We start from the raw sequence: 20,033 nt of genomic DNA on the forward strand, positions 1-20,033 counted from the left end.
CGGCCGTAAAGGCATGGCAGAAGGGGATTTTATGAAAGCGATCGCGCTTAGCAGCTCGCAACATCCTGGTTTGCTCTCGGCACTGCGCACCACGCGAATCCAGATGGCGGCGCTTCAGGCGCTGTCGCTCGCGCTCAACGAATTCCCGTTGCGCGACCGATTCCTCGAAGCCGTCGATACGATCGCCGCAAATACGGGGCGACTCGTCGTAACCGGCATGGGAAAGAGCGGGATCGTCGCGCGCAAGATCGCCGCGACGATGCGGTCGACCGGGACGCCGTCGCTGTTCCTCCATCCCAGCGAAGCGAGCCATGGCGATCTCGGCATGATCGGGCGTGAGGACATCGTGTTCGCGCTCAGCTGGTCGGGCGAAACCACCGAGCTTGGCGATATCATCGCCTATTGCCGCCGATTCGGCATCCGCCTGATCGTCGCGACCGCGTTTGCCGAGAGCACCGCCGGACGCGCTGCCGATCTCTGCCTCACCTTGCCGCAAGTGCGCGAGGCGTGCCCCAACGAACTCGCGCCGACGTCGTCGACCACGGTGCAAGTCGTGCTCGGTGACGCATTGGCAGTCGCGTTGATCGAGCGGCGCGGCTTCACGCGTTCGGATTTCCTCGCTTTCCACCCGGGCGGCCGTCTTGGCGCGCGTCTCGCAACCGCGGCGCAGTTGATGGCAAAGGGTGACGACATCCCCGTGGTCAAGGTCGGCGCGAGCTTGATCGAGGCGACGATCGAGATGAGCCGCAAGCGCTGCGGCTGCACTGCGGTAGTCGACGAGGGTGGGCGACTGCTCGGCGTCTTCACCGATGGCGATTTGCGCCGCGCGGTCAGCGGCGATCACATGCATGCCGATATTCGCGACCATATGACGCTCAAGCCGATTACCGTCGGACCCGAGATCCTTGCCTCGGACGCGCTGCGGATCCTCAATGAAAAGGCGGTGTCTGTGCTGTTCGTCGTCAGTGGCGAAAAGCTCGTCGGGCTGATCCACTTGCACGACATTCTGCGCGCGGGCGTTGCCTGACGCTGCAATGCCCGACTTGATCGTAATTCCAGCGCGCTATGGCTCGACGCGGTTGCCGGGCAAGCCGCTGGTCGAGATCGCCGGGAAAACGCTGTTGTCGCGCGTCGTCGCCGTCGCTCGCGAGGGCGCGCGGCGGGCGGGCAATGCCGAGATCGTCGTGGCGACCGACGATGCCCGTATCCTCGATCACGCGCACGCGCTCGGCTGCGACGCGGTGCTGACCGCAAGCGCGATCACGTCGGGTTCGGGGCGGGCCTGGGCGGCGGCGCGCGATCGCGCGCCCGAGATCGTCGTCAATTTGCAGGGCGATGCGCCGTTCGTCGATCCGGGGATGATCGCCGCGCTGATCGGCGCCTTGCGCGACTCGAGCAGCGCGGTCGCGACGCCGGTGGTGCAGCTCGACTGGGATGCGCTCGACGCGATGCGCGCGCACAAGCAGACCTCGCCGTTCAGCGGCACGACATGCGTGCGCGATAGCGAGGGCCGCGCATTGTGGTTTTCCAAGACCATCCTTCCGGCGATGCGCAACGAGGTCACGCTGCGCGAGGCGGGCGGACTGTCGCCGGTGTTTCGCCATATCGGCCTCTACGCCTATCGCTTCGCTGCGTTGCGCGAATTCGAGGCAACCCCGCCGACGCCCTACGAGCAGCTCGAGGGGCTCGAGCAATTGCGCTTTCTCGAATCGGGGGTCGAGATCCGGACCGTCACGGTCGCGCCGCCGCGCCATGCCATGTCGGGGATCGACACTCCGGCAGACGTCGCGCTTGCCGAGCGGCTGATCGCCCAGTTCGGCGAGCCAGAGCACGCATGGCGCTGAGGGTCACGATCGTCCGTCACGGCGACACGTTCGAGCCGGGCGTCGCGCCGCGGCGGATCGGCGCGCGGACCGACTTGCCGCTCGTCGCGAGCGGGCGGGCGCAAGCGCAGGCGCTGGGCGCCGCCTTCGCGGCAGGCGGGCAGCGCTTCGATCGCGCGCTGACCGCGCCGCTTGCGCGCAGTCGCGAGACGCTCGCGCTGATCCTCGCCGCGCAAGCCGCGCCGCCGCCGGTCGAGACCGCCGACTGGCTCACCGAAATCGACCATGGGCCCGATGAGGACATGCCCGAGAGCGCCGTGCTCGCGCGGATCGGCGCGGCGGCGATCGAGGCGTGGGATCATGCCGCGCACGCCCCCGATGGCTGGAGCGTCGACCCTGCGCAGCGCGTCGCCGGGTGGAAGGCGCTCTGGGCATCGGGGTCGGGCAACATCCTCCTCGTCACGAGCAATGGCGCGGCGCGGTTCGCCTTGCTTTCGGACGCAGGACTGCACGAACAGGCTGCTCCGTTGCTGACGCTCAAGCTGCGGACGGGCGCCTTCGGTACGATCGTTCGCGACGCGGGCGGGCTGCGATTGGGCGATTGGAACCGTCGGCCGTAAGCTTTCGCCCGGTCGCACAAGCCCTTGCATCGCCAGGGGGATTGCTGGAAAGCCACGCGATGCGCCTTCCCTTGCTTCGATTTCCGGCATTTCCGGGCGCTGCTGCGGCCGTCATCGACACGACGAGCGCGCTCTGCGAGCAGGTACTAGCGCCCGAAACGATCGTATCGCTGTTCGCTGCGATCCGTGCGGCGCGCGTCGGCGGAGCGTTTTGGGCGCCGGCGAGCGCGGTCCAGGGCGCGCCGACCATCGTGCGTCTGCGGACGCGCGAAGATATCGACAGCGTACCCGCAGCGCTCGCGCCAGCGGCTTTATGGTCGATGCCCGCGGCATTGGTGCGCGACGCCGCGGTGCAGGCTCGCATCGATGCCGCGCGGATCGTCGCGACCGAGATCGATCTATGGTCGGTGCTCGATCGTGCCACAACGCTCGTTGCGCACGGTGACGACGAATGGGTCGCGCTCGCGGCGATCGCTGGTTGCGCGGTCCATTTGCTCTCGGCTGGCCGCTTCGGCGCGCCCGGCGACGATGCCGCCACGCTCGAAGCGCGCGTCGCGAGCGACCTCGCGCAGACCGCCTGTCTCGACCCGTTCACTGGCCAGACCGCCGACAGCGGCGCAATGATCGCGTGGCTCGGCGACCTGCGGCAGAGTTTTGCGGCAAATCACGGGCTCGTCGCGGCGTGCGGCTTCAGCTGGTGGAAGCGGCACGAGATCGCGCGCTTCCTGTGGACGCCCGCGCACCCGTTGCGCTTCTTCTGGTCGGAGCAGCGCGCGATCGCGCATGCCGCGCGGATGGGCGGCGCGATTGCGGTGTGGCCGTCGCGCGTTTCGGCCGGGTTGGCAGCGGCGGCCGCGGCGCGGGGCGTCGCGCTGGTCCGTGTCGAGGATGGCTTCGTGCGGTCGGTCGGGCTCGGCAGCAATCTCGTACCCCCGTCGTCGATCGCGATCGACCGGCGTGGCATCCATTACGACCCGACGCGCGCGAGCGATCTCGAGGTGCTGCTGGCCGAGGGGGAATTCCCGCCCGCCTTGCTCGAGCGCGCGCAGCGGTTGAGCGCGACGATCCTGGCCGCCGGAATCAGCAAATATGGCGGCGATGCCGCGCACAGCTTTCCCGAACGCGTCGTCGGCAAGCGGCTGGTGCTTGTCGCGGGGCAAGTCGAGGACGACCAGTCCGTGCTGCTCGGCGGGGCGGGGCTGACGAGCAATCTCGAGGTGCTGCGCCGTGCGCGCGTGCTCGAGCCCGATGCCGAGATCTGGTTCCGTCCGCACCCCGATGTCGATGCCGGGCATCGCAAGGGCGCGGTGCGTGATGACGACGCCCTGGCGCACGCCGACCGGATCGTGCGCGGCGGGACGATGGCGCGGCTGCTCGATCTGGTCGATGCCGTCCATGTGCTGACCTCGCTCACTGGGTTCGAAGCGCTGCTGCGCGGGCGGGCGGTCACCTGCCACGGCGTGCCGTTCTACGCCGGCTGGGGCCTGACGCGCGATCTCGCGCCGATCCCCGATCGCCGGGGGCGGCGATTGGGGCTGGCGGAACTCGTTGCCGCGGTGTTGATTGTCTACCCGCGCTATCTCGATCCGGTTACGGGATTGCCCTGTCCGCCCGAGGTGCTGATCGCGCGCATGGCGAGCGGCAATGCGACGAACAGATTGGCCTGGGTGACGAAGTTGAAGCAAGTGCAGGGACGTTTGACGATGGGGTGGCTATGAGCGCGGGCGAGGTCATCCTCGACGTCTCGCGCTTGCTGTCGCGCGCGCGGCACCAGACTCCGTCGGGCGTCGATCGCGTCGAGATGGCGTATGCGCGCGGCTTGCAGGCGCGGCTCGGCGAGCGCTTGGGCTTTGCCGCGGTGCATCCGTTCGGCAATTACGGCCGTCTTTCGCGCGCGCGAACGCTAGCGTTTCTCGACGCGACCGAGGCGCGCTGGGCGAGCGCGCGCGGCAAGGGCGGGCCGCGGCCGATCGCCGAAGTGATGCCGACGCTGCTCAACCTGCTGCCGACGCGGCCGCGGCCCGGCCCCAACGCCGTCTATGTCCAATCGTCGCCGCACCATCTGACCAAGCCCGATCTGGTGAAACGGATCCTCGCGCACGAACAGGCGCGCTTCCTGTGCTTCGTCCACGATCTGATCCCGATCGAATATCCCGAATATGCCCGACCCGACGGGGCGCGGCTGCATCAGCAACGCGTCGACACGATCACGCGCTTTGCCGACAGTGTGATCGTGAATTCGGTATCGACCGCCAAATCGCTCAAGCCGTTCCTCTTGGCGGCTTGGCGCTCGGTCGACGTGCGCGTGGCGCTGCTCGGCACCGAGGAGATCCCGCACGTCGCGCCGCTGCCGAGTGCGGCGGCGGAACGGCCGTATTTCCTGTGTCTCGGCACGATCGAGCCGCGCAAGAACCATTTGCTGCTGCTCAACCTGTGGCGCGCGATGGCGCAGCAGATGGATCCGGCGGCGATCCCGCGGCTGATCATCGTCGGGCGTCGCGGCTGGGAGAATGAGCAAGTCGTCGACATGCTCGAGCGCTGCCCCGGGCTCAAAGGCCATGTCGAGGAACTCAACGGCTGTTCGGACGAGCGGATGCACGCGCTGCTGCGTGGTGCGCGCGCGCTTGTGCTGCCGTCGTTCGCCGAAGGCTATGGCATGCCGGTGGCCGAAGCGCTGTCGGTCGGCACGCCGGTGATCTGCAGCGATCTGCCCGCGCTCCACGAGGCCGGTGGCGCCGCGCCGGATTTCCTCGATCCGCTCGATGGGCTCGGTTGGGAGGCGGCGATCCTCGATCATGCGCGTGCCGGGCCGATGCATCATGCGCAGCGCGAGCGGATGCGCGGCTGGAATCCGCCGACCTGGCACGATCATATCTCGATCCTGTGCGACGCGATCGAGGCGCTTCAACGCTAGGCGCGTGACGGCGTGCGGGATCGCACTGGGCGGCGACGCGTTTGTCGGCGCGAAGGAGTTCCCGCATGCCCGACCTCGATAGCACCACGCCCGCAACCGCCAACCGCGCGGTGCGCATCACCCATTTCGGCGGCCCCGAGGTGATCGAGGTCACCACGATCGACACGCCCTATCCGGCGGCCGACGAAGTGCTCGTCCGCGTCCATTCGGCGAGCGTCAATCCGGTCGACTGGAAGACCGCCGAGGGCAAATATCCGCCGGTCGGCGAGGATGCGCTGCCGATCGTGCTCGGGCGCGATCTGGCGGGCACGATCGCGCAAGTCGCGGATTCGGACTGGAGCGTCGGCGACCGCGTCTTCGCCTTTATCGGGCAGGATCGCGGTGCGCAGAGCGACTTCGTCTGCGTCAAGACGCGCGAACTCGTCGCGATGCCGGACGCGATCGACTTCGACGCTGCCGCCGGATCGGCGCTTGCGGTGATGACCGCATGGCAGGGGCTGTTCGATCATGGCGGGCTGACCGCCGGGCAGCGCGTGCTGATCCATGGCGGCGCGGGCGGGGTCGGGCACATGGCGGTGCAGCTCGCGCGCTGGAAAGGCGCGACGGTGTTCGCGACCGCATCCGAGCATGACCTCGATTTCGTCCGTAGCCTCGGCGCCGATACGGTGATCGATTACAAGAACGCGCGGTTCGAGGATATCGCGACCGATCTCGACATGGTGTTCGATACGCAAGGCGGCGAAACGCAGGCGCGTTCGTTCCGCGTGATCCGCGAGGGCGGCATCCTCGTCTCGACGCTCGATCCCGATGCGGCCAAGGCGGCCGAGCACAAGGTGCGCATCGTGCCGCGCTGGCATGCCGAGCCGGATGCCGCCACGCTCGGCCAAGTCGCCGACTTGCTCGCGTCGGGCGCGCTCAAGGTGACGGTGGCCAAGACCTTCCCGCTCGAGGACGTCCGCGCGGCGCACGCCTTCGCCCAGGACGCGCATCCGCGCGGCAAGGTCGTGCTGCGTCTGGTCTGACGCAGCACGACGGCGCGGGCTCAGCCGAGCCCGCGCCCGAGCACGCGCGTCAGCCGCGCCGAGAACGCGCGCGGATCGACCGGCAGCTCGCCATCGGCGATGCGCGCTTCGTCGAACAGCAGGTGCGCGGCGTCCTCGCGCAGCGCCGGATCCGCGCCCTCTGCGCCGAGCTTTTCGATCAGCGGATGGCGCGGGTTGATCTCGAGCACGGGCTTGGCGGCGGTCTCGAGCCGGCCCGCGCCCGCCAGCAGCTTCTCGAGCTGGCGGTCCATCCCGGTATCGGGCGCGACGAGGCACACTGCGCTTTCGGTCAGGCGCTCGGACACGCGCACGTCGGACACCGCATCACCGAGCGTCGTCTTCACGAAGGCGATGAAGTCGTTGACCGTATCCGATGCGGGCGGCGTCGGCTCGGTGCCTTCGGGAAGCGCGATCAGGCTGAGATCGGCCAACCCTTGCGTCACCGACTTGAACGGCTTGCCGTCGAAATCCATGCCCGCGGCGGCCCAGAAGCTGTCGACATGATCGGTGAGCAGCAGCACCTCGATCCCGCGCGCGCGGAAGCCCTCGAGCTGCGGCGACGAGGCGAGCCGGTCGAGAACGGGCCCGAGCGCGTAATAGACCGCGGTCTGGTTGTCCTTGAGGCCGGCGGCATAGTCCTTGAGCGAACGCCATTCGCCGTTCGAAGTGGTCGTCTTGAAACGTGCAAGGCCGAGCAGCGTGTCGCGCCGCGCATAATCCTCGTACAGGCCTTCCTTGAGCACCGCGCCGAACGTATCCCACAGCTTGAGATAGCGCTCGGTGTCGTTCGCCGCGAGCTTGTCGAGTTCGCTCAGCACGCGGTTCGACACGCCCTTCTGGATCGCGGCGAGCACCGGGCTGTCCTGGATCATCTCGCGCGAGACGTTGAGCGGCAGGTCGCTCGAATCGACGAGCCCGCGCACGAAGCGCAGATAGCGCGGCAGGATCTCGGCCTCGTCGGTGATGAAGACGCGGCGGACATAGAGCTTCATCCGCCCGGCGCGGTCGGGATCGAACAGGTCGAACGGCTTGGTCTCGGGGATGAAGGCGAGCACGGTATATTCGTGCACGCCTTCGGCACGGTAATGCAGCGTCAGCGCAGGCGCGTCGAACTGGCCCGCCACGCTGCGGTAGAAATCGGTATAGTCCTCGGGGCTGATCTCGGCCTTGGGCTTGGTCCAGAGCGCGGCGCCGTCGGCGATCTGCTTGGGCTCGGAGTCGGGTGTGTCCTTGAGGAAGATCGGCACGGGGACGTGGCCCGACTGCGCCTTGATCGTCCGCTCGATCGTGAAGGCGTCGGTATAGCTGGTCGCGTCGTCCTTGAGCTGGAGCAGCACGCGCGTGCCGCGCGCAGGCGCTTGGGCGATGTCGACGGGTTCGATCGTATAGGTGCCCTGGCCGTCGGACGACCACAAGGCCGCGGTTTCGGCGCCGGCTCGGCGCGAGGTTACTTCGACCTGATCGGCGACCATGAACGCCGAATAGAAACCGACGCCGAACTGGCCGATCAACTGGCTGCCCTCGGCATCCTTTGCGCCCGCGATGCGATCCATGAACGCCTTGGTGCCCGAGCGCGCGATCGTGCCGAGCGCTTCGCCGAGCTCGTCCTCGCTCATGCCGATGCCGTTATCCTCGATCGTCAGGCGACGCGCTTCGGCGTCGAGCGTGACGGTGATGCGCGGCTGGCCGTCATCGCCGAGCAGGCTTGCGTTGCTGAGCCCTTCGTAGCGCAATTTCTCGCACGCATCGGCGGCGTTCGAGATGAGTTCGCGCAGAAAAACGTCTTTGTCCGAATAGACCGAGTGCACCATCATATGCAGCAGCTTGGCGACATCGGCTTCGAAGGAACGCGGGGTGGTGGTGGTGGTCGTCGTCATGGGGCCACGGTCTCTCCGGTTGATGAAGGCTGCGACATGGACGTCGCGCCGAGGCGTTTCAAGATCGCGCCGACCGACCGCGACATGCCTGTCGCCCGTCGCGACTTCGGCAATGCGTTCCGATGGTTGCGCCAACGTCTCGCGCTGGATTTGCAGATAGCGCCACCATAAGGCGCTCGGGCACGTTGAGCGATCGGATCCAGGGCTTTCTCGCGGGGGAGGGGATCGACCGCTTTGCCGATCGCGACACGCTTGCGGCGACCGCGGTGGCTGGTTTCGCCGCCACGCCGGGGCCGAACGCGAAGGCGTTTCTGCGGGCGCTGTGGGATATGCCGGTGCCGACCGGCGAGCAGTGCTATTTCGACGGAATGCTCCAATTGCTCAGCCTGATGCATTGCAGCGGCCATTTCCGCGTGATCGACGGGCGTGAGGGGGCGGTGCGGGGGTAGCGCCGCAATCGCGATGCTGCGTTCGACGTACGTTGACGTCGCGACTTTGCGATTATAGTCAGACAATATAATTGAAAATGCAAGGCCTCGCGCGGGCCGTGCCGGGGGGAGGGGGATGCGGGTCATGGCGACGACGACGACCGAATCCGACCGGCGCACGCGCCCGTCGCTGGACGCCGTGCCAGCCCTCGACCGCGCGCCGTGCGGACTCGCGCCGACAACCCCTCCCGTCTCTCCGCGAAGGAAACCCCGATGACCCGTCGTGCCGGATTTGCGCTCTCTCTCGCCACGGTGCTGCTCGCGTCGACCGCGGCAGTCGCCCATGATGCCGCCAGCGACGCCACCGCGTCCGCCACGGTCCATGCCGACCGCCCCGGCCCGGTAATGGCGCGCCAGGTGTTCGGCCAGTTCGCCGAGCATCTCGGCCACGGCATCTATGGCGGCATTTGGGTCGGCGAAGGATCGAAGATCCCCAACGACCATGGCTATCGCCGCGACGTGATCGACGCCTTGCGCGCGATCAAGGTGCCGACGGTGCGCTGGCCCGGGGGCTGTTTCGCCGATGAATATCACTGGCGCGACGGCGTCGGCGCGCGCGGCAAGCGTCCGGTCAAGATCAACACCAATTGGGGCGGCGTCAACGAGGACAACGCCTTCGGTACGCCCGAGTTCATGGGCTTTGTCGAGCGGCTCGGCGCCGAGGCCTATGTCTCTGCCAATGTCGGCAGCGCGCCGCCGAGCGAGACCGCGCAGTGGGTCGAATACATGACCTCGCCCAATGGCTCGAGCCTCGCCAAGGAGCGCGCGGCGGACGGGCATCCCGCGCCGTTCAAGGTGCCCTATCTCGGCATCGGCAACGAATTGTGGGGCTGCGGCGGCAACATGCGCGCCGAATATGCCGCCGATCTGACCAACCGCTATGCCGCCTTCGCCAAATCGGGATCGGGCAAGATGCGCAAGATCGCCAGCGGCCCGAGCGATTCGAACTACGAATGGACCGACACGCTGATGCGGCTGTCGGGCAAGCATATCGACGGCCTGTCGCTGCATTATTATACGCGCCCGCGCGACGTGCACTGGAACGACAAGGGTGCAGCGCTCGGCTTCCCCGAGAGCGAGTGGGCGAGCACGATGGCGCACACGCTCCAGATGGAGGAGTTCGTCACCAAGCATTCGGCGATCATGGACAAATACGATCCCGCCAAGAAGGTCTGGCTGGTCGTCGATGAATGGGGCACCTGGTACGATCCGGCGCCGGGCAGCAACCCCGGCTTCCTCGTCCAGCAGAACAGCGTGCGCGATGCGGTCGTCGCCGGGCTCAATCTCAACATCTTCGCGCACCATGCCGACCGCGTGAAGATGGCGGCGGTGGCGCAGATGGTGAACGTGCTGCAGGCGATGCTGCTCACCGACGGCGCCAAGATGGTCAAGACGCCGACCTATTGGGTGTTCGACCTCTATCTGCCGTGGATGGACGCGACGACCTTGCCGATCGAGGTCACGTCGCCCTGGTATCACAAGGATGCGGTGGCGGTGCCGGCGATCAGCGCATCGGCGGTGCGCGATACCGCGGGCCAGGTGCATGTCGCTCTGGTCAATCTCGATCCCAATCGGCCGATCCCGCTGTCCATGGCGCTCGCGGGGGTGAGCGCGACCAGCGTTACGGGCCGGATCGTCACCGGCGCGACGATGGATGCGCATAACAGCTTCGAGCAGCCCGATGCAGTGAAGCCCGTGGCGTTCACGGCGGCGCAAGTCGCGGGGGGCACGCTAACCGCGACGATCCCGGCCAAGTCGGTGGTGGTGCTCGACTTGCGCTGAGCGGGAGCGGCGCGTCGCCGGCGCTGGGTCGGCGGTGACGCGTGTTCTCGAGGAGACGGGGATGCGCGCGACGATCCACCGCTGCGCAATGCCTTCGGCGCGTAGCAGGCGATAGCAGTCCAGCCGACCACGAATCAGGTCGCGCGATTGCAGGCGGCGCCAAGGTGTCGCGCTGGAGCGCCAGCCCGGGGATGCCAAGAGCGCCGTCACCCCGGACTTGATCCGGGTCCATGCGAGACGGCCGCCATGCTCGACCGGGTCGCATCGATGCCGGATCAAGTCCGGCATGGCGCGTTAGACTGCCATCACGCTTTGCGTGTCCTCGAGCGCCAATTCGACCAGCCGCCGCATTGCCGCAGTCGCACCCTCGACATCGGCGGCGACGATCGCGTCATAGACGAGCACGTGATCGGGGATCGGATTGCGCGGCAGCGCGCGCATCCGCTGCTTGAACTGCGTCGTCCAGGCGACTGCGGCGCCGATCGAGGCGCTCATCACCACCAGCGCATCGTTGCGCGTCGCGCGCAGGATCGCGTCGTGGAACTGGCGATCGGCCGTTCGGCCCGGCTCGGTCGCGAGCGAATGGCGGCGCATCGCGGCAAGCGCGTCCTTCATCCGCTTGATATCGTCGCGGTCGCGCTTGGCAGCGGCGATCCCGGCGGCGGCGGGCTCGATGATCAGCCGCAGCTCGAACAGGCTGCGCACCAGCTGCGGATCGGGTTCGCCCGCAAACGCCCAGGCGAGCACGTCGGGGTCGAGCAGATTCCAGCGGTCGCGCGGCAGGACGCGCGTGCCGGTCTTGGGGCGGCTCTCGACCAGGCCCTTGGCGATCAGCCCCTGGATCCCCTCGCGATACGCGCTGCGCGACACGTCGAGCGTCTCGGCAAAGACGGTCTCGCTCGACAGCGTTTCGCCGGGGGCATATTCGCCCGACAGGATCGCGACGCCAAGCTTGTGGGCAATGGCGCCGCGCAGGCGTCTGCCCTTGCCGCGCGGCTGGCGTGCCAGAGGGGGGGAACCGTCTCCGGCGTCGGCATCGTCTGGCGCGATGATGGGGGCTTTAATCGTCACAGCCTTTCCCTCTAGCAGCGACGGCGCGCTTCGGAAACTGCGCCCATCACAGCGTGTCCGGCATCGTGTCAGCATGTTTACGGATAATCCAGCCTTTCGGTCAAAACGGCGCCCCGCGCACCGCCGCCGGGCGCAGGCGCGATCGTCCAGAGCTGGCGCGGGCGGATCATGGAATCGCCGAGGTCGACCGCGATCGGCCCCTTGGGCCAGCTTGCGGGCGGTGGTGCCGCTTCCTGCATCGCGCGGGCCGATCGCGGCGGCGCTGGAAGATGCGGCGCTGAACGGGCAGGGAGGCCCTGCCTCAGCGGCCGCCGAAGCAAAGAGCGCGCAATGGCGATCGACACCTGGCCGGGTCATCCCATCTCTCCCGAGACGGCTGCGCTTAGTGGCGGGTCGTGGTGGTGCATCGTGCAACCGGCGTTGCGGGACGCTTCCGGGGCTCGACTGCAGAAAAGGGTCCTGCAGTCTGGCTTGGCGTCAATAGTCCGACAACAGAACCTGGTTTTGCGGCGCGCAGCGCTCGAAGCGAGTTGCGGCAAGTTTCTGAATCCAAGTGAACTGAAAACGAAGGGAGCTGTTTAGGCTCGATGGTGGCGGTAGCGTTACGCTCGGACACTTCAGGTCTGACGCCGGCGGGCGCTCGGTCCGTGTGAGCAGGAGCGTATGATGACGGCGAAGGGAGTGGCGGACGCCGGTACGCAGCTCGGCCCCGACAAGAATGGACGGCGTCGGTGATCCTTGGGAACGGCGCCACCTGGGGCATTTGCGCGGCCGCCACCGGCGCTGTCATCACGCGCCCTTTCCGCTTGCCCGAGGCGATCTGGGCGGTGGCCGGCGCGGTGCTGCTCGTCGTGTTCGGGCTGATGCCCGTTCCGGCGGCGGTCGCGGCGATCGGCAAGGGGCTCGACGTCTATCTGTTCCTGATCGGCATGATGCTGCTCAGCGAAACCGCGCGCGAGCAAGGCCTGTTCGACTGGCTCGCGGCGACCGCGGCGATCAACGCCAAGGGCTCTTCCGCACGGCTTTTCCTGCTCGTCTATGCGACCGGGATCGTGACGACGACCTTCCTGTCGAACGATGCGACCGCAGTCGTGCTCACCCCCGCGGTCTATGCCGCGGCGCGCAAGGCCAAGGCCGAACCGTTGCCGCTGCTGTTCGCGTGCGCGCTGATCGCCAATGCGGCGAGCTTCGTGCTGCCGATCTCCAACCCCGCCAACCTCGTGCTCTATGGTGGGAAGATGCCGCCGCTCGGCCAGTGGTTCGGCTCGTTCGCGCTGCCCTCGCTCGCGGCGATCGTCGTGACCTATGCGGCGCTCCGCTGGATCGAGCGCAAGAGCCTCGCGGGATCGTGCGAATCCGATGTCGAGCGCACTCCGCTCTCGGTAGGTGGCAAGGCGGCACTCGCCGGGATCGTCGCGACCGCCGGAGTGCTGATCGGCATGTCGGCGTTCAACCTGTCGCTCGGCCTGCCGACCTGCGTTGCCGGGTTCGCGACGACGCTCGGCGTGTGCGCCCTGGCGAAGAGCTCGCCGCTCGCGCTTGCGGGGCAGGTGTCGTGGAGCGTGCTCGCGCTCGTCGCGGGGCTGTTCGTGCTGGTCGAAGCGCTCGATCGCACCGGTGTGATCGCGCAGGTCGCCGCGGCGCTGCACGCGGCGGCGGCGAACCCCGTACAGGGTGCGGCGCTGTCGGGGACGATCCTCGCCGTCGCGTCGAACCTGATGAACAACCTTCCCGCCGGCTTGGTGGCGAGCACCGCGGTGGCGCAAGTCCATCCGCCGCGGCTGATCGTCGATGCGCTGCTGATCGGGGTCGATCTCGGGCCCAATCTGTCGATCACCGGCTCGCTCGCGACGATCCTGTGGCTCCAGGCGATCCGCCGCGAGGGCGAGGATGTCGGCTTCTGGCGCTTCCTCAAGGTCGGCGCGGTGACGATGGCCCCCGCGCTCGCCGCCGCGCTCGGCGCGCGGCTGCTGATCGGCTAGCTCAGAACCGGAAGCTCAGCCAGCCGGCGAGGAAGTCCGAGCTGGCATAGCCGGCCTTCGTCAACGATGGCCCTGCTGCGAGATGCTCGTAGCGCCCGGTGAACGACAGCCGCGACGCGATCGACCAGACCGCCTGCACGCGCGCGACATTGCCGATCTTGCGGTCGGCGACGTTTTGCGTGCCCGCAAACGGCTGGCCGTTCGCGCGGTACACCGCGTCGCGCGCATCGTCGCGCCACGTCAGCTGATATTCGGCACTGACGCGCAGCTTCTTGACCGGCGTGAAGCTCACCGTCGGCGCGACCGCGATCAGGTTCGAGGGCGTGAGCGACAATTGATAGCTGTAATAGACGTTGTTGCCGAACGGCGCATAGGCGTTGCGCAGCGTGCGCCCGCCATAGCCGCCACCGCCGCTCGCATAATCGGCATGGAAGCCGATCCGCGGCGCGGCGGGGCTCTTCCCGACGCGATAGGTCTGCGCAAAGAAGCCGTGCCACGCATCGATCCGCTGCTCGATGAAATTGCCCCATTGATGGTTGAGCGTCCAGTCGATCGTCACGGGGCCGGCATCGCCCCAGACATGCACGCCGCCGTAGAAGCGCCGTCCCGGCCCGATCCGCCCGCCCCAGGTGCCGACCGAATTGCGCCGCCGCCACAGGAACGGATCGACATAGAGCTTCGACCCGCCGAACCACTGCGTCGGGACGACCAGGCCGAGCGTCACGCCCGAGAAGCGGCGCGCCGGATCGCTGATATCGTCCTCGACACCGAGATCGCCGTACGCCGTCGGCTTGAGGTCGAACACGTCGAGGCGGAAGCGGCCGGTGCGCGCCCAGGCGCGGATGCCGTTGAGCGTATAGCGGATCGTGTTGTTGTCGCGCTGCGAGACGAGCAGATTGGGGCCGTCGGTGAATTCCTGGCGGCCATAGCGGGCCCCGAGCGCGACGCCGCCGACATCGGCGGTCGCTTCGGCGAAATATTGCTGCAGCGTCAGCGCGTTGCGCAGCGTCGCCGCGGGCGCGCCGAGTTCACGCCCGCCGATCCCGCCATGCGCGACTTCGCCGTAGAGGCGCAGATGCGGCCCGAGATGGAGATCGGCGCCCGCGGTCAGCCGGCGGATGTCCTGCCGCTGGTGCGGTGTCTCGCGCAAGTTCGGGTTGCTCGTCATGTTGATGCGCAACCGCGCCTCGCCCGACAGCGTGAGATAGACTTGCCCGTCGTCGGCGATCGGGATGAACTTGATCCGATCGATCGGATCGTCGCGCTTGGCGGGATCGCGTAGCACGCGCCAATCCTCGGCCCAGCGCGACAGATTATAGCCGTTGGTGGTGGCGCCATCGCCCGCCGCCGCCGCGGGATATTCGGTCGCGGCGGGGCTTGCGGCAGGCGCTGCGGTCGCTTGCGCCAGTGCTGGCGTGGAAAGCAGCAGGGCAAGCGGGGTGGTGGCACGCAGCGCGCGCATCGGGTTCGGCTTGCGCATGTTATTCGGCCGGAACGGCGTCGGCCGCCATCTCGTCGACGCGCACGCTGCGCCCGGCGATCGCGCTGCGGAACTGCTCCATGTCGAGCTTGCCCTCCCAGCGCGACACGACGACGGTCGCGACCGCATTGCCGATGAAGTTGGTGAGACTGCGACACTCGCTCATGAAGCGATCGACCCCGAGGATCAGCGCCATCCCGGCGATCGGCACGCTCGGCACGATCGACAGCGTCGCGGCCAGGGTGATGAAGCCAGCGCCGGTCACCCCCGCGGCGCCCTTCGACGACAGCATCGCCACGCCGAGCAGCAGCAATTGCTGGCCAAGCGACAGATCGACATTGCACGCCTGCGCGATGAACAAAGCTGCGAGCGTCATATAGATGTTGGTGCCGTCGAGATTGAACGAATAGCCGGTCGGCACGACCAGCCCGACCACCGATTTGGGGCAGCCGGCGCGTTCCATCTTCTCGATCAGGCTCGGCAGCGCGCTTTCCGAACTCGACGTGCCGAGCACGAGTAGCAGTTCGTCCTTGAGATAGCCGATCAGCGTGAAGATCGAGAACCCCGCCCAGCGCGCGACCAGCCCGAGCACGACGATGACGAACAGCAAAGAGGTCGCATAAAAGGTGCCGACGAGCATCGCGAGATTGGCAAGCGTCCCCGCGCCATATTTGCCGATGGTGAACGCCATCGCGCCGAACGCGCCGATCGGCGCGGCCTTCATCACGATCGCGACGACCTTGAACACCGCGACCGATATATCCTCAAGCGCGCCGAGCAGCTTGGTCCCGCGATCGCCGATCATCGCCAGGCCGATGCCGAACAGCACCGCGACGAACAGCGTCTGCAGGATGTTGCCCTCGGTCAGCGCCGACAGGAAGGTGTTGGGGATGATCCCGGTCAAGAAACCGACCATCGTCGTTGCATGCGCCTTGCTGGCATATTCGGCGACCTTGGTCGTATCGAGCGTGGTCGGATCGATATTGAGCCCCGCGCCCGGCCGGACGACATTGGCGACGATCAACCCGATGATCAAAGCGAGCGTCGAGAAGAAGAAGAAATACGCGAACGCCTTGCCGACGACGCGCCCGACCGAGCCGAGATCGCGCATCCCGGCGATGCCGGTGACGATCGTCAGGAAGATCACCGGCGCGATGATCATCTTGACCAGCTTGATGAAGGCATCGGCCAGCGGCTGGAGCGACTCACCCGTCGCCGGATAGAAATGCCCGAGCAGCACGCCAGCGACGATCGCGATCAGCACCTGCGCATAGGTGTGGCGATACCAGGAGCGGCGCGGAGCGGCCGGTATCTCGGCGGCGGGGTTTTGCGAAATCGGGATCACGGCCTTCTCGTCCTCATCCAGGGGGAGCGCCTCTGACGGGCGGTTGACTATGCGAACAGTGTGCGGCGGTGGCGACTGCGGATGGCGCACAATTCGTTATTTTAGCACAAGACATTGAAATATAATCGCTTCTCTCTGGCTGAATGGCTGTGAACGCCCGATCGATATGCAATAATCGGGACAGAGGCTGGCGACATTGTGCCGAAAGTTGCACATTGGTGTGCCACGCCCGCAACCGCAGCGTGTCGAAGCTGTTGTCCCATCGCCCGCTTGCTATGGCAGATCGATCGACCATGACCTGCGCTGCCCTTCGAAGCTTACCGCATCGTGCCGCGCCCGCCCGCCGGGCCGGCGGATGACGGCGCGCACGGCACTGGCGGCAGTCGGGCGCTCGATCGGGGTGCGCTGGGGGATCGTCGCGGCGATTTTGGCGATCGCGGCGGCGTGGGGCGCCGGGCGCCTTGCCGAGCAGCGCGTCGTCACGGCGCTGCACCAGCAAGTCGAGAGCGATGCCCGGCTCCGCGCCGCGCTGCTCAACGGCGAACTCGCGCGGTTCCGCTTGCTCCCGCTGACGCTCGCGGACGATCGCGACGTGATCGCCGCGATCGGCGGGAGTGCGGCGGCAAAGCGTGCGCTCGACATCAAGCTCGAAGCGCTGTCGCGCGTGACGGGCGCGCCCGCCATCTATGTGATCGGCTCGGATGGCATCACGATCTCGGCGAGCAATTGGCGATCGGCGCAGAGCTTCGTCGGCGCCGACTATCGCTTCCGGCCGTATTTCCGCGATGCGCTCGCGCGCGGCGAGGCGAGCCAATATGCGCTGGGAACGGTTTCCGGGCACCCGGGCCTCTATCTCTCGCGCCGAATCGCCAATCGCGGCGTCATCGTCATCAAGCTCGAGTTCGACCGGATCGAACGCGTCTGGGCGAGCGCCGGCGGGATCACGCTCGTCCGCAACCCGCTCGGCGTCGTGCTGGTGACGAGCCGGCCGGCCTGGCGCTTCGCCGCGACGCGGCCGCTCTCCGCGCGCGACGAAGCGCAGTTCCGCGGCGAGGCGCGCGTCACGCCAGCCGCACTCGCGCCTTTGCCGGTCGCGGCGGTCGATGGCGAGGATCGCTTTGTCGGGCTGGGCACGACCTTTCTCGCGCGCGCCGTGGTGACCGCGCAGCCGGGCTGGCAATTGCTCCTGCTGCAGCCGATCGACGCAGCGGTCGCGGCCGCGCGCCGTGCCGCGTCGGTCAGCGCGGCGCTCGCCACGATCGCGCTCGCCGCGCTTGCCTGGGCGTGGCGCCAACGCGTTACGCTGTCGCGCCGCCGGACCGAGGAACTCGAACGGGCGGTCGCGCGGCAGACCGCCGATCTGCGGCGCGAAATGGACGAGCGCGCCGAAAGCGAAGCGCGTGCCGCCGAACTGCGCGAAGCGCTGCGCCAGGCCAACCGGCTCGCTGCGCTGGGGCAGATCACCGCGAGCGTCGCGCACGAGACCGCGCAGCCGGTCGCCGCGATCCGCACTTATGCCGCCTCGGGTGCGACCTTGCTCGATCGCGGCGCGATGGCGGAGGCGCGCGAGAATTTCGTCAGGATCGGCGGGCTGGCGGAGCGGATCGGCGCGGTCACCGCGCAGCTCCGCGGCTTTGCGCGCCGCCAGACCGGGGAGGTGCGGCCGGTCGACATCGCCGAGGTGATCGACGGCGCGCTGCTGATCCTCAGGCAGCAGCTGCGCGGCGTCACGCTCGATCTCCCGACGGTCGCGCCGCACCTCGCGGTGATCGGCGGCAAGGTCCGGCTCGAGCAAGTGCTCGTGATCCTGATGCAGAATGCGGTGGAAGCGATGGCGACGTGCGAGACACGGCAGATCGCGCTGACCCTGACGAGCGACGCCACGCACGTCCGGCTGGTCGTCGCGGATACAGGGCCGGGCGTGTCGGCCGAAATCGCGGAGCGCCTGTTCACCCCGTTCGTGACGTCGCGGCCGCAAGGATTGGGGTTGGGGCTGGTGATCGCGCACGACATCATGGTCGAACTCGGCGGAACGCTTCGGCTGCTGCCGGGTGAGGGCGAGGGCGGGGGTGGGAGCGGGGCGCGTTTCGAGATCGGGATGCGGCGCGCGTGAGAGAGACCTCGGCCCCGCTCGAGGTCGCGCTGGTCGACGACGATGACGATCTGCGCGCGGCGACGACGCAGTTGCTCGAGCTGGAGGGGTTCAGCGTACGCGCCTTCGCCAATGCGGCGAGTGCGCTTGCGGCCATCGGCGCGGATTATCCCGGCGTCGTCATCACCGATGTGCGGATGCCGGGTATGTCGGGGATCGAATTGTTCGGCGTGTTGAACGCGCGCGATCCCGAATTGCCCGTCGTGCTGATCACCGGGCATGGCGACGTCGAGATGGCTGTCGGCGCGATCAAGGCAGGGGCATGGGATTTCCTGACCAAGCCGTTCGATCCCGAAGGGCTGCTGGCGGCGGCGACGCGCGCGGCGAAGGCGCGGGCTGTGCTCCTCGAGAACCGGCAGCTCCGCGCCGCGGCCGATGCCGAAGCGGGGAATGCGTTGATCGGAGCGACACCCGCGATCGTCCGGCTGCGCGGGATGATCCCGGTCCTGGCCGATGCCGCGCTCGATATCGTGATCGAGGGGGAGCTCGGCACCGGCAAGGAGCATTTCGCGCGGCTCGTCCACCGCGCAGGCCGGCGCGCGCGACATCGCTTCCTTAAGATCGACTGTGCGACGGTGACGCCGGCGCTGATCGAGCGCGAGCTGTTCGTGCGCAACGGCGTCGTGGCGCGCGCCGACCGGGGCACGCTGTTTCTCCATAACCTCGAATGGGCGAGCGACGACTTCCAGAACCGGCTCGTCCGGCTCGCCGAGACGCGGGCGGTCGCACTCGAGGCGCGCGATCCCGATCCAGTCGATATCCGGATCATCGCGGCGGTGCAGGAGGGCGAACGCGACCGCGTGTTGCCGGCCTTGTTCCATTTGCTGGCTGGCGTTCCTCTGCGCATGCCGCCCTTGGCCGAGCGCAGCGCCGACATCCCGCTGCTGTTCGCGCATTTCCTGGCCCGCGCGGCGCGGACGCATGGCTGCGCGATGCCCACTGTGGCGGATCATGCCCATCGCCTTGCCGGACACAGCTGGGCGGGCAACGTCCTCGAACTCGAGAAGACCGCCGAGCGGATGTGTCTGGGCCTCGATGAAAGCGGGGGGGAGCCCGACATGGCGCTGGCACCCTTGCCGGCCCGGCTCGATGCGTTCGAGCGCGCGGCGATCATCGATGCCGTCACCGCCGCCGATGGCGAGATCGCGCTCGCGATCGAGCGCCTGCAGCTGCCGCGCAAGACCTTCTACTACCGGGTGAAGCGGCTCGGCATCGATCTGCGAGCCCTGCGGCGACAGTCCGGCAGCTGATTCAGGGCCGGGAGGGGGCGGTCCGAATCAGCGGGTGGCCGGTTGTCCTGCGACGGATGCGTGGCGAAGCAAGGCCGAACCCGAGCATTTCTGCGGGATTGACGCGGGATTGCAAGAAAAGTGCAAAAAAGGGTTTGACCGAATCAGGGCGTGGACCTAGAGGGGTGTCACCGCAGCGACGGACCGGACGGTTCGCTTCTGCAGTC

16 protein-coding genes are annotated in these 20,033 nt (G+C 67.9%); 12 read left to right on the forward strand and 4 right to left on the reverse strand.

The genetic code is table 11. The features are described from left to right. Window positions 1-31: 31 nt before the first annotated feature. The 6 genes from ACP7C5_RS17430 (at window position 32) to ACP7C5_RS17455 (ending at window position 6,379) form a co-directional block, all read left to right on the forward strand. Complete coding sequence (locus ACP7C5_RS17430) at window positions 32-1,027, forward strand: KpsF/GutQ family sugar-phosphate isomerase (RefSeq protein ID WP_133190920.1); 996 nt, start codon at window positions 32-34, stop codon at window positions 1,025-1,027. Between the two features lie 7 nt (window positions 1,028-1,034). After that, window positions 1,035-1,844, forward strand: a complete 810-nt coding sequence (locus ACP7C5_RS17435; protein ID WP_426265199.1) for a 3-deoxy-manno-octulosonate cytidylyltransferase — start codon at window positions 1,035-1,037, stop codon at window positions 1,842-1,844. Then, window positions 1,835-2,443: a histidine phosphatase family protein gene (locus tag ACP7C5_RS17440; RefSeq protein ID WP_426265200.1), complete on the forward strand. Its 609-nt coding sequence runs from the start codon at window positions 1,835-1,837 to the stop codon at window positions 2,441-2,443. Before ACP7C5_RS17435 ends, ACP7C5_RS17440 begins: the two co-directional genes overlap by 10 nt. A gap of 59 nt (window positions 2,444-2,502) precedes the next feature. After that, window positions 2,503-4,161 (forward strand): beta-3-deoxy-D-manno-oct-2-ulosonic acid transferase, encoded by a 1,659-nt coding sequence (locus ACP7C5_RS17445; RefSeq protein ID WP_426265201.1) that lies wholly within the window; start codon window positions 2,503-2,505, stop codon window positions 4,159-4,161. Next, window positions 4,158-5,357: a glycosyltransferase family 4 protein gene (locus tag ACP7C5_RS17450; RefSeq protein ID WP_426265202.1), complete on the forward strand. Its 1,200-nt coding sequence runs from the start codon at window positions 4,158-4,160 to the stop codon at window positions 5,355-5,357. The genes ACP7C5_RS17445 and ACP7C5_RS17450 overlap by 4 nt, the downstream gene beginning before the upstream one ends. 65 nt (window positions 5,358-5,422) lie before the next feature. Next, window positions 5,423-6,379 (forward strand): NADP-dependent oxidoreductase, encoded by a 957-nt coding sequence (locus tag ACP7C5_RS17455; RefSeq protein WP_426265203.1) that lies wholly within the window; start codon window positions 5,423-5,425, stop codon window positions 6,377-6,379. Window positions 6,380-6,399: 20 nt separating this feature from the next. Here ACP7C5_RS17455 and htpG read toward each other — a convergent pair whose 3' ends face one another. Beyond that, window positions 6,400-8,277 (reverse strand): molecular chaperone HtpG, encoded by a 1,878-nt coding sequence (gene htpG, locus ACP7C5_RS17460; RefSeq protein ID WP_426265204.1) that lies wholly within the window; start codon window positions 8,275-8,277, stop codon window positions 6,400-6,402. A 36-nt stretch (window positions 8,278-8,313) separates the two neighbouring features. On the opposite strand from htpG, the gene ACP7C5_RS17465 reads away from it, so the two are divergent. The 3 genes from ACP7C5_RS17465 (at window position 8,314) to ACP7C5_RS17475 (ending at window position 10,547) form a co-directional block, all read left to right on the forward strand. After that, window positions 8,314-8,448 (forward strand): hypothetical protein, encoded by a 135-nt coding sequence (locus tag ACP7C5_RS17465; protein WP_426265205.1) that lies wholly within the window; start codon window positions 8,314-8,316, stop codon window positions 8,446-8,448. Window positions 8,449-8,462: 14 nt separating this feature from the next. Next, window positions 8,463-8,726, forward strand: coding sequence for a hypothetical protein (locus ACP7C5_RS17470; protein WP_426265206.1), 264 nt, complete (start codon window positions 8,463-8,465; stop codon window positions 8,724-8,726). A 252-nt stretch (window positions 8,727-8,978) separates the two neighbouring features. After that, window positions 8,979-10,547 carry an alpha-N-arabinofuranosidase gene (locus ACP7C5_RS17475; protein WP_426265207.1) on the forward strand — a complete coding sequence of 523 codons (1,569 nt, stop codon included), beginning with the start codon at window positions 8,979-8,981 and terminating at the stop codon, window positions 10,545-10,547. 294 nt (window positions 10,548-10,841) lie between these two features. Here the strand turns inward: ACP7C5_RS17475 and ACP7C5_RS17480 are convergent, their stop codons facing one another. Next, window positions 10,842-11,600: a FadR/GntR family transcriptional regulator gene (locus ACP7C5_RS17480; protein WP_322164141.1), complete on the reverse strand. Its 759-nt coding sequence runs from the start codon at window positions 11,598-11,600 to the stop codon at window positions 10,842-10,844. Window positions 11,601-12,349: 749 nt separating this feature from the next. On the opposite strand from ACP7C5_RS17480, the gene ACP7C5_RS17485 reads away from it, so the two are divergent. Further along, window positions 12,350-13,600, forward strand: a complete 1,251-nt coding sequence (locus tag ACP7C5_RS17485; protein ID WP_426265208.1) for an arsenic transporter — start codon at window positions 12,350-12,352, stop codon at window positions 13,598-13,600. A gap of 1 nt (window position 13,601) precedes the next feature. Here ACP7C5_RS17485 and ACP7C5_RS17490 read toward each other — a convergent pair whose 3' ends face one another. Both ACP7C5_RS17490 and ACP7C5_RS17495 read right to left on the reverse strand, forming a co-directional pair. Then, on the reverse strand, window positions 13,602-15,080 hold the full coding sequence (locus ACP7C5_RS17490; RefSeq protein ID WP_426265209.1) for an alginate export family protein: 1,479 nt from the start codon (window positions 15,078-15,080) through the stop codon (window positions 13,602-13,604). 1 nt (window position 15,081) lies between these two features. Further along, window positions 15,082-16,422, reverse strand: a complete 1,341-nt coding sequence (locus ACP7C5_RS17495) for a dicarboxylate/amino acid:cation symporter (RefSeq protein ID WP_426265222.1) — start codon at window positions 16,420-16,422, stop codon at window positions 15,082-15,084. A 358-nt stretch (window positions 16,423-16,780) separates the two neighbouring features. Here ACP7C5_RS17495 and ACP7C5_RS17500 point away from each other — a divergent pair, with 358 nt between their 5' ends. Next, window positions 16,781-18,538: a sensor histidine kinase gene (locus ACP7C5_RS17500; protein ID WP_426265210.1), complete on the forward strand. Its 1,758-nt coding sequence runs from the start codon at window positions 16,781-16,783 to the stop codon at window positions 18,536-18,538. Next, entirely contained in the window at window positions 18,535-19,827 is a 1,293-nt protein-coding gene (locus ACP7C5_RS17505; RefSeq protein WP_426265211.1) for a sigma-54-dependent transcriptional regulator, read from the forward strand. The genes ACP7C5_RS17500 and ACP7C5_RS17505 overlap by 4 nt, the downstream gene beginning before the upstream one ends. The last annotated feature ends 206 nt before the right edge of the window (window positions 19,828-20,033 follow it).

It is taken from the genome of Sphingomonas sp. PWP1-2 (assembly GCF_049898305.1).
In the GTDB taxonomy this organism is placed as follows: Bacteria; Pseudomonadota; Alphaproteobacteria; order Sphingomonadales; family Sphingomonadaceae; genus Sphingomonas; species Sphingomonas glacialis.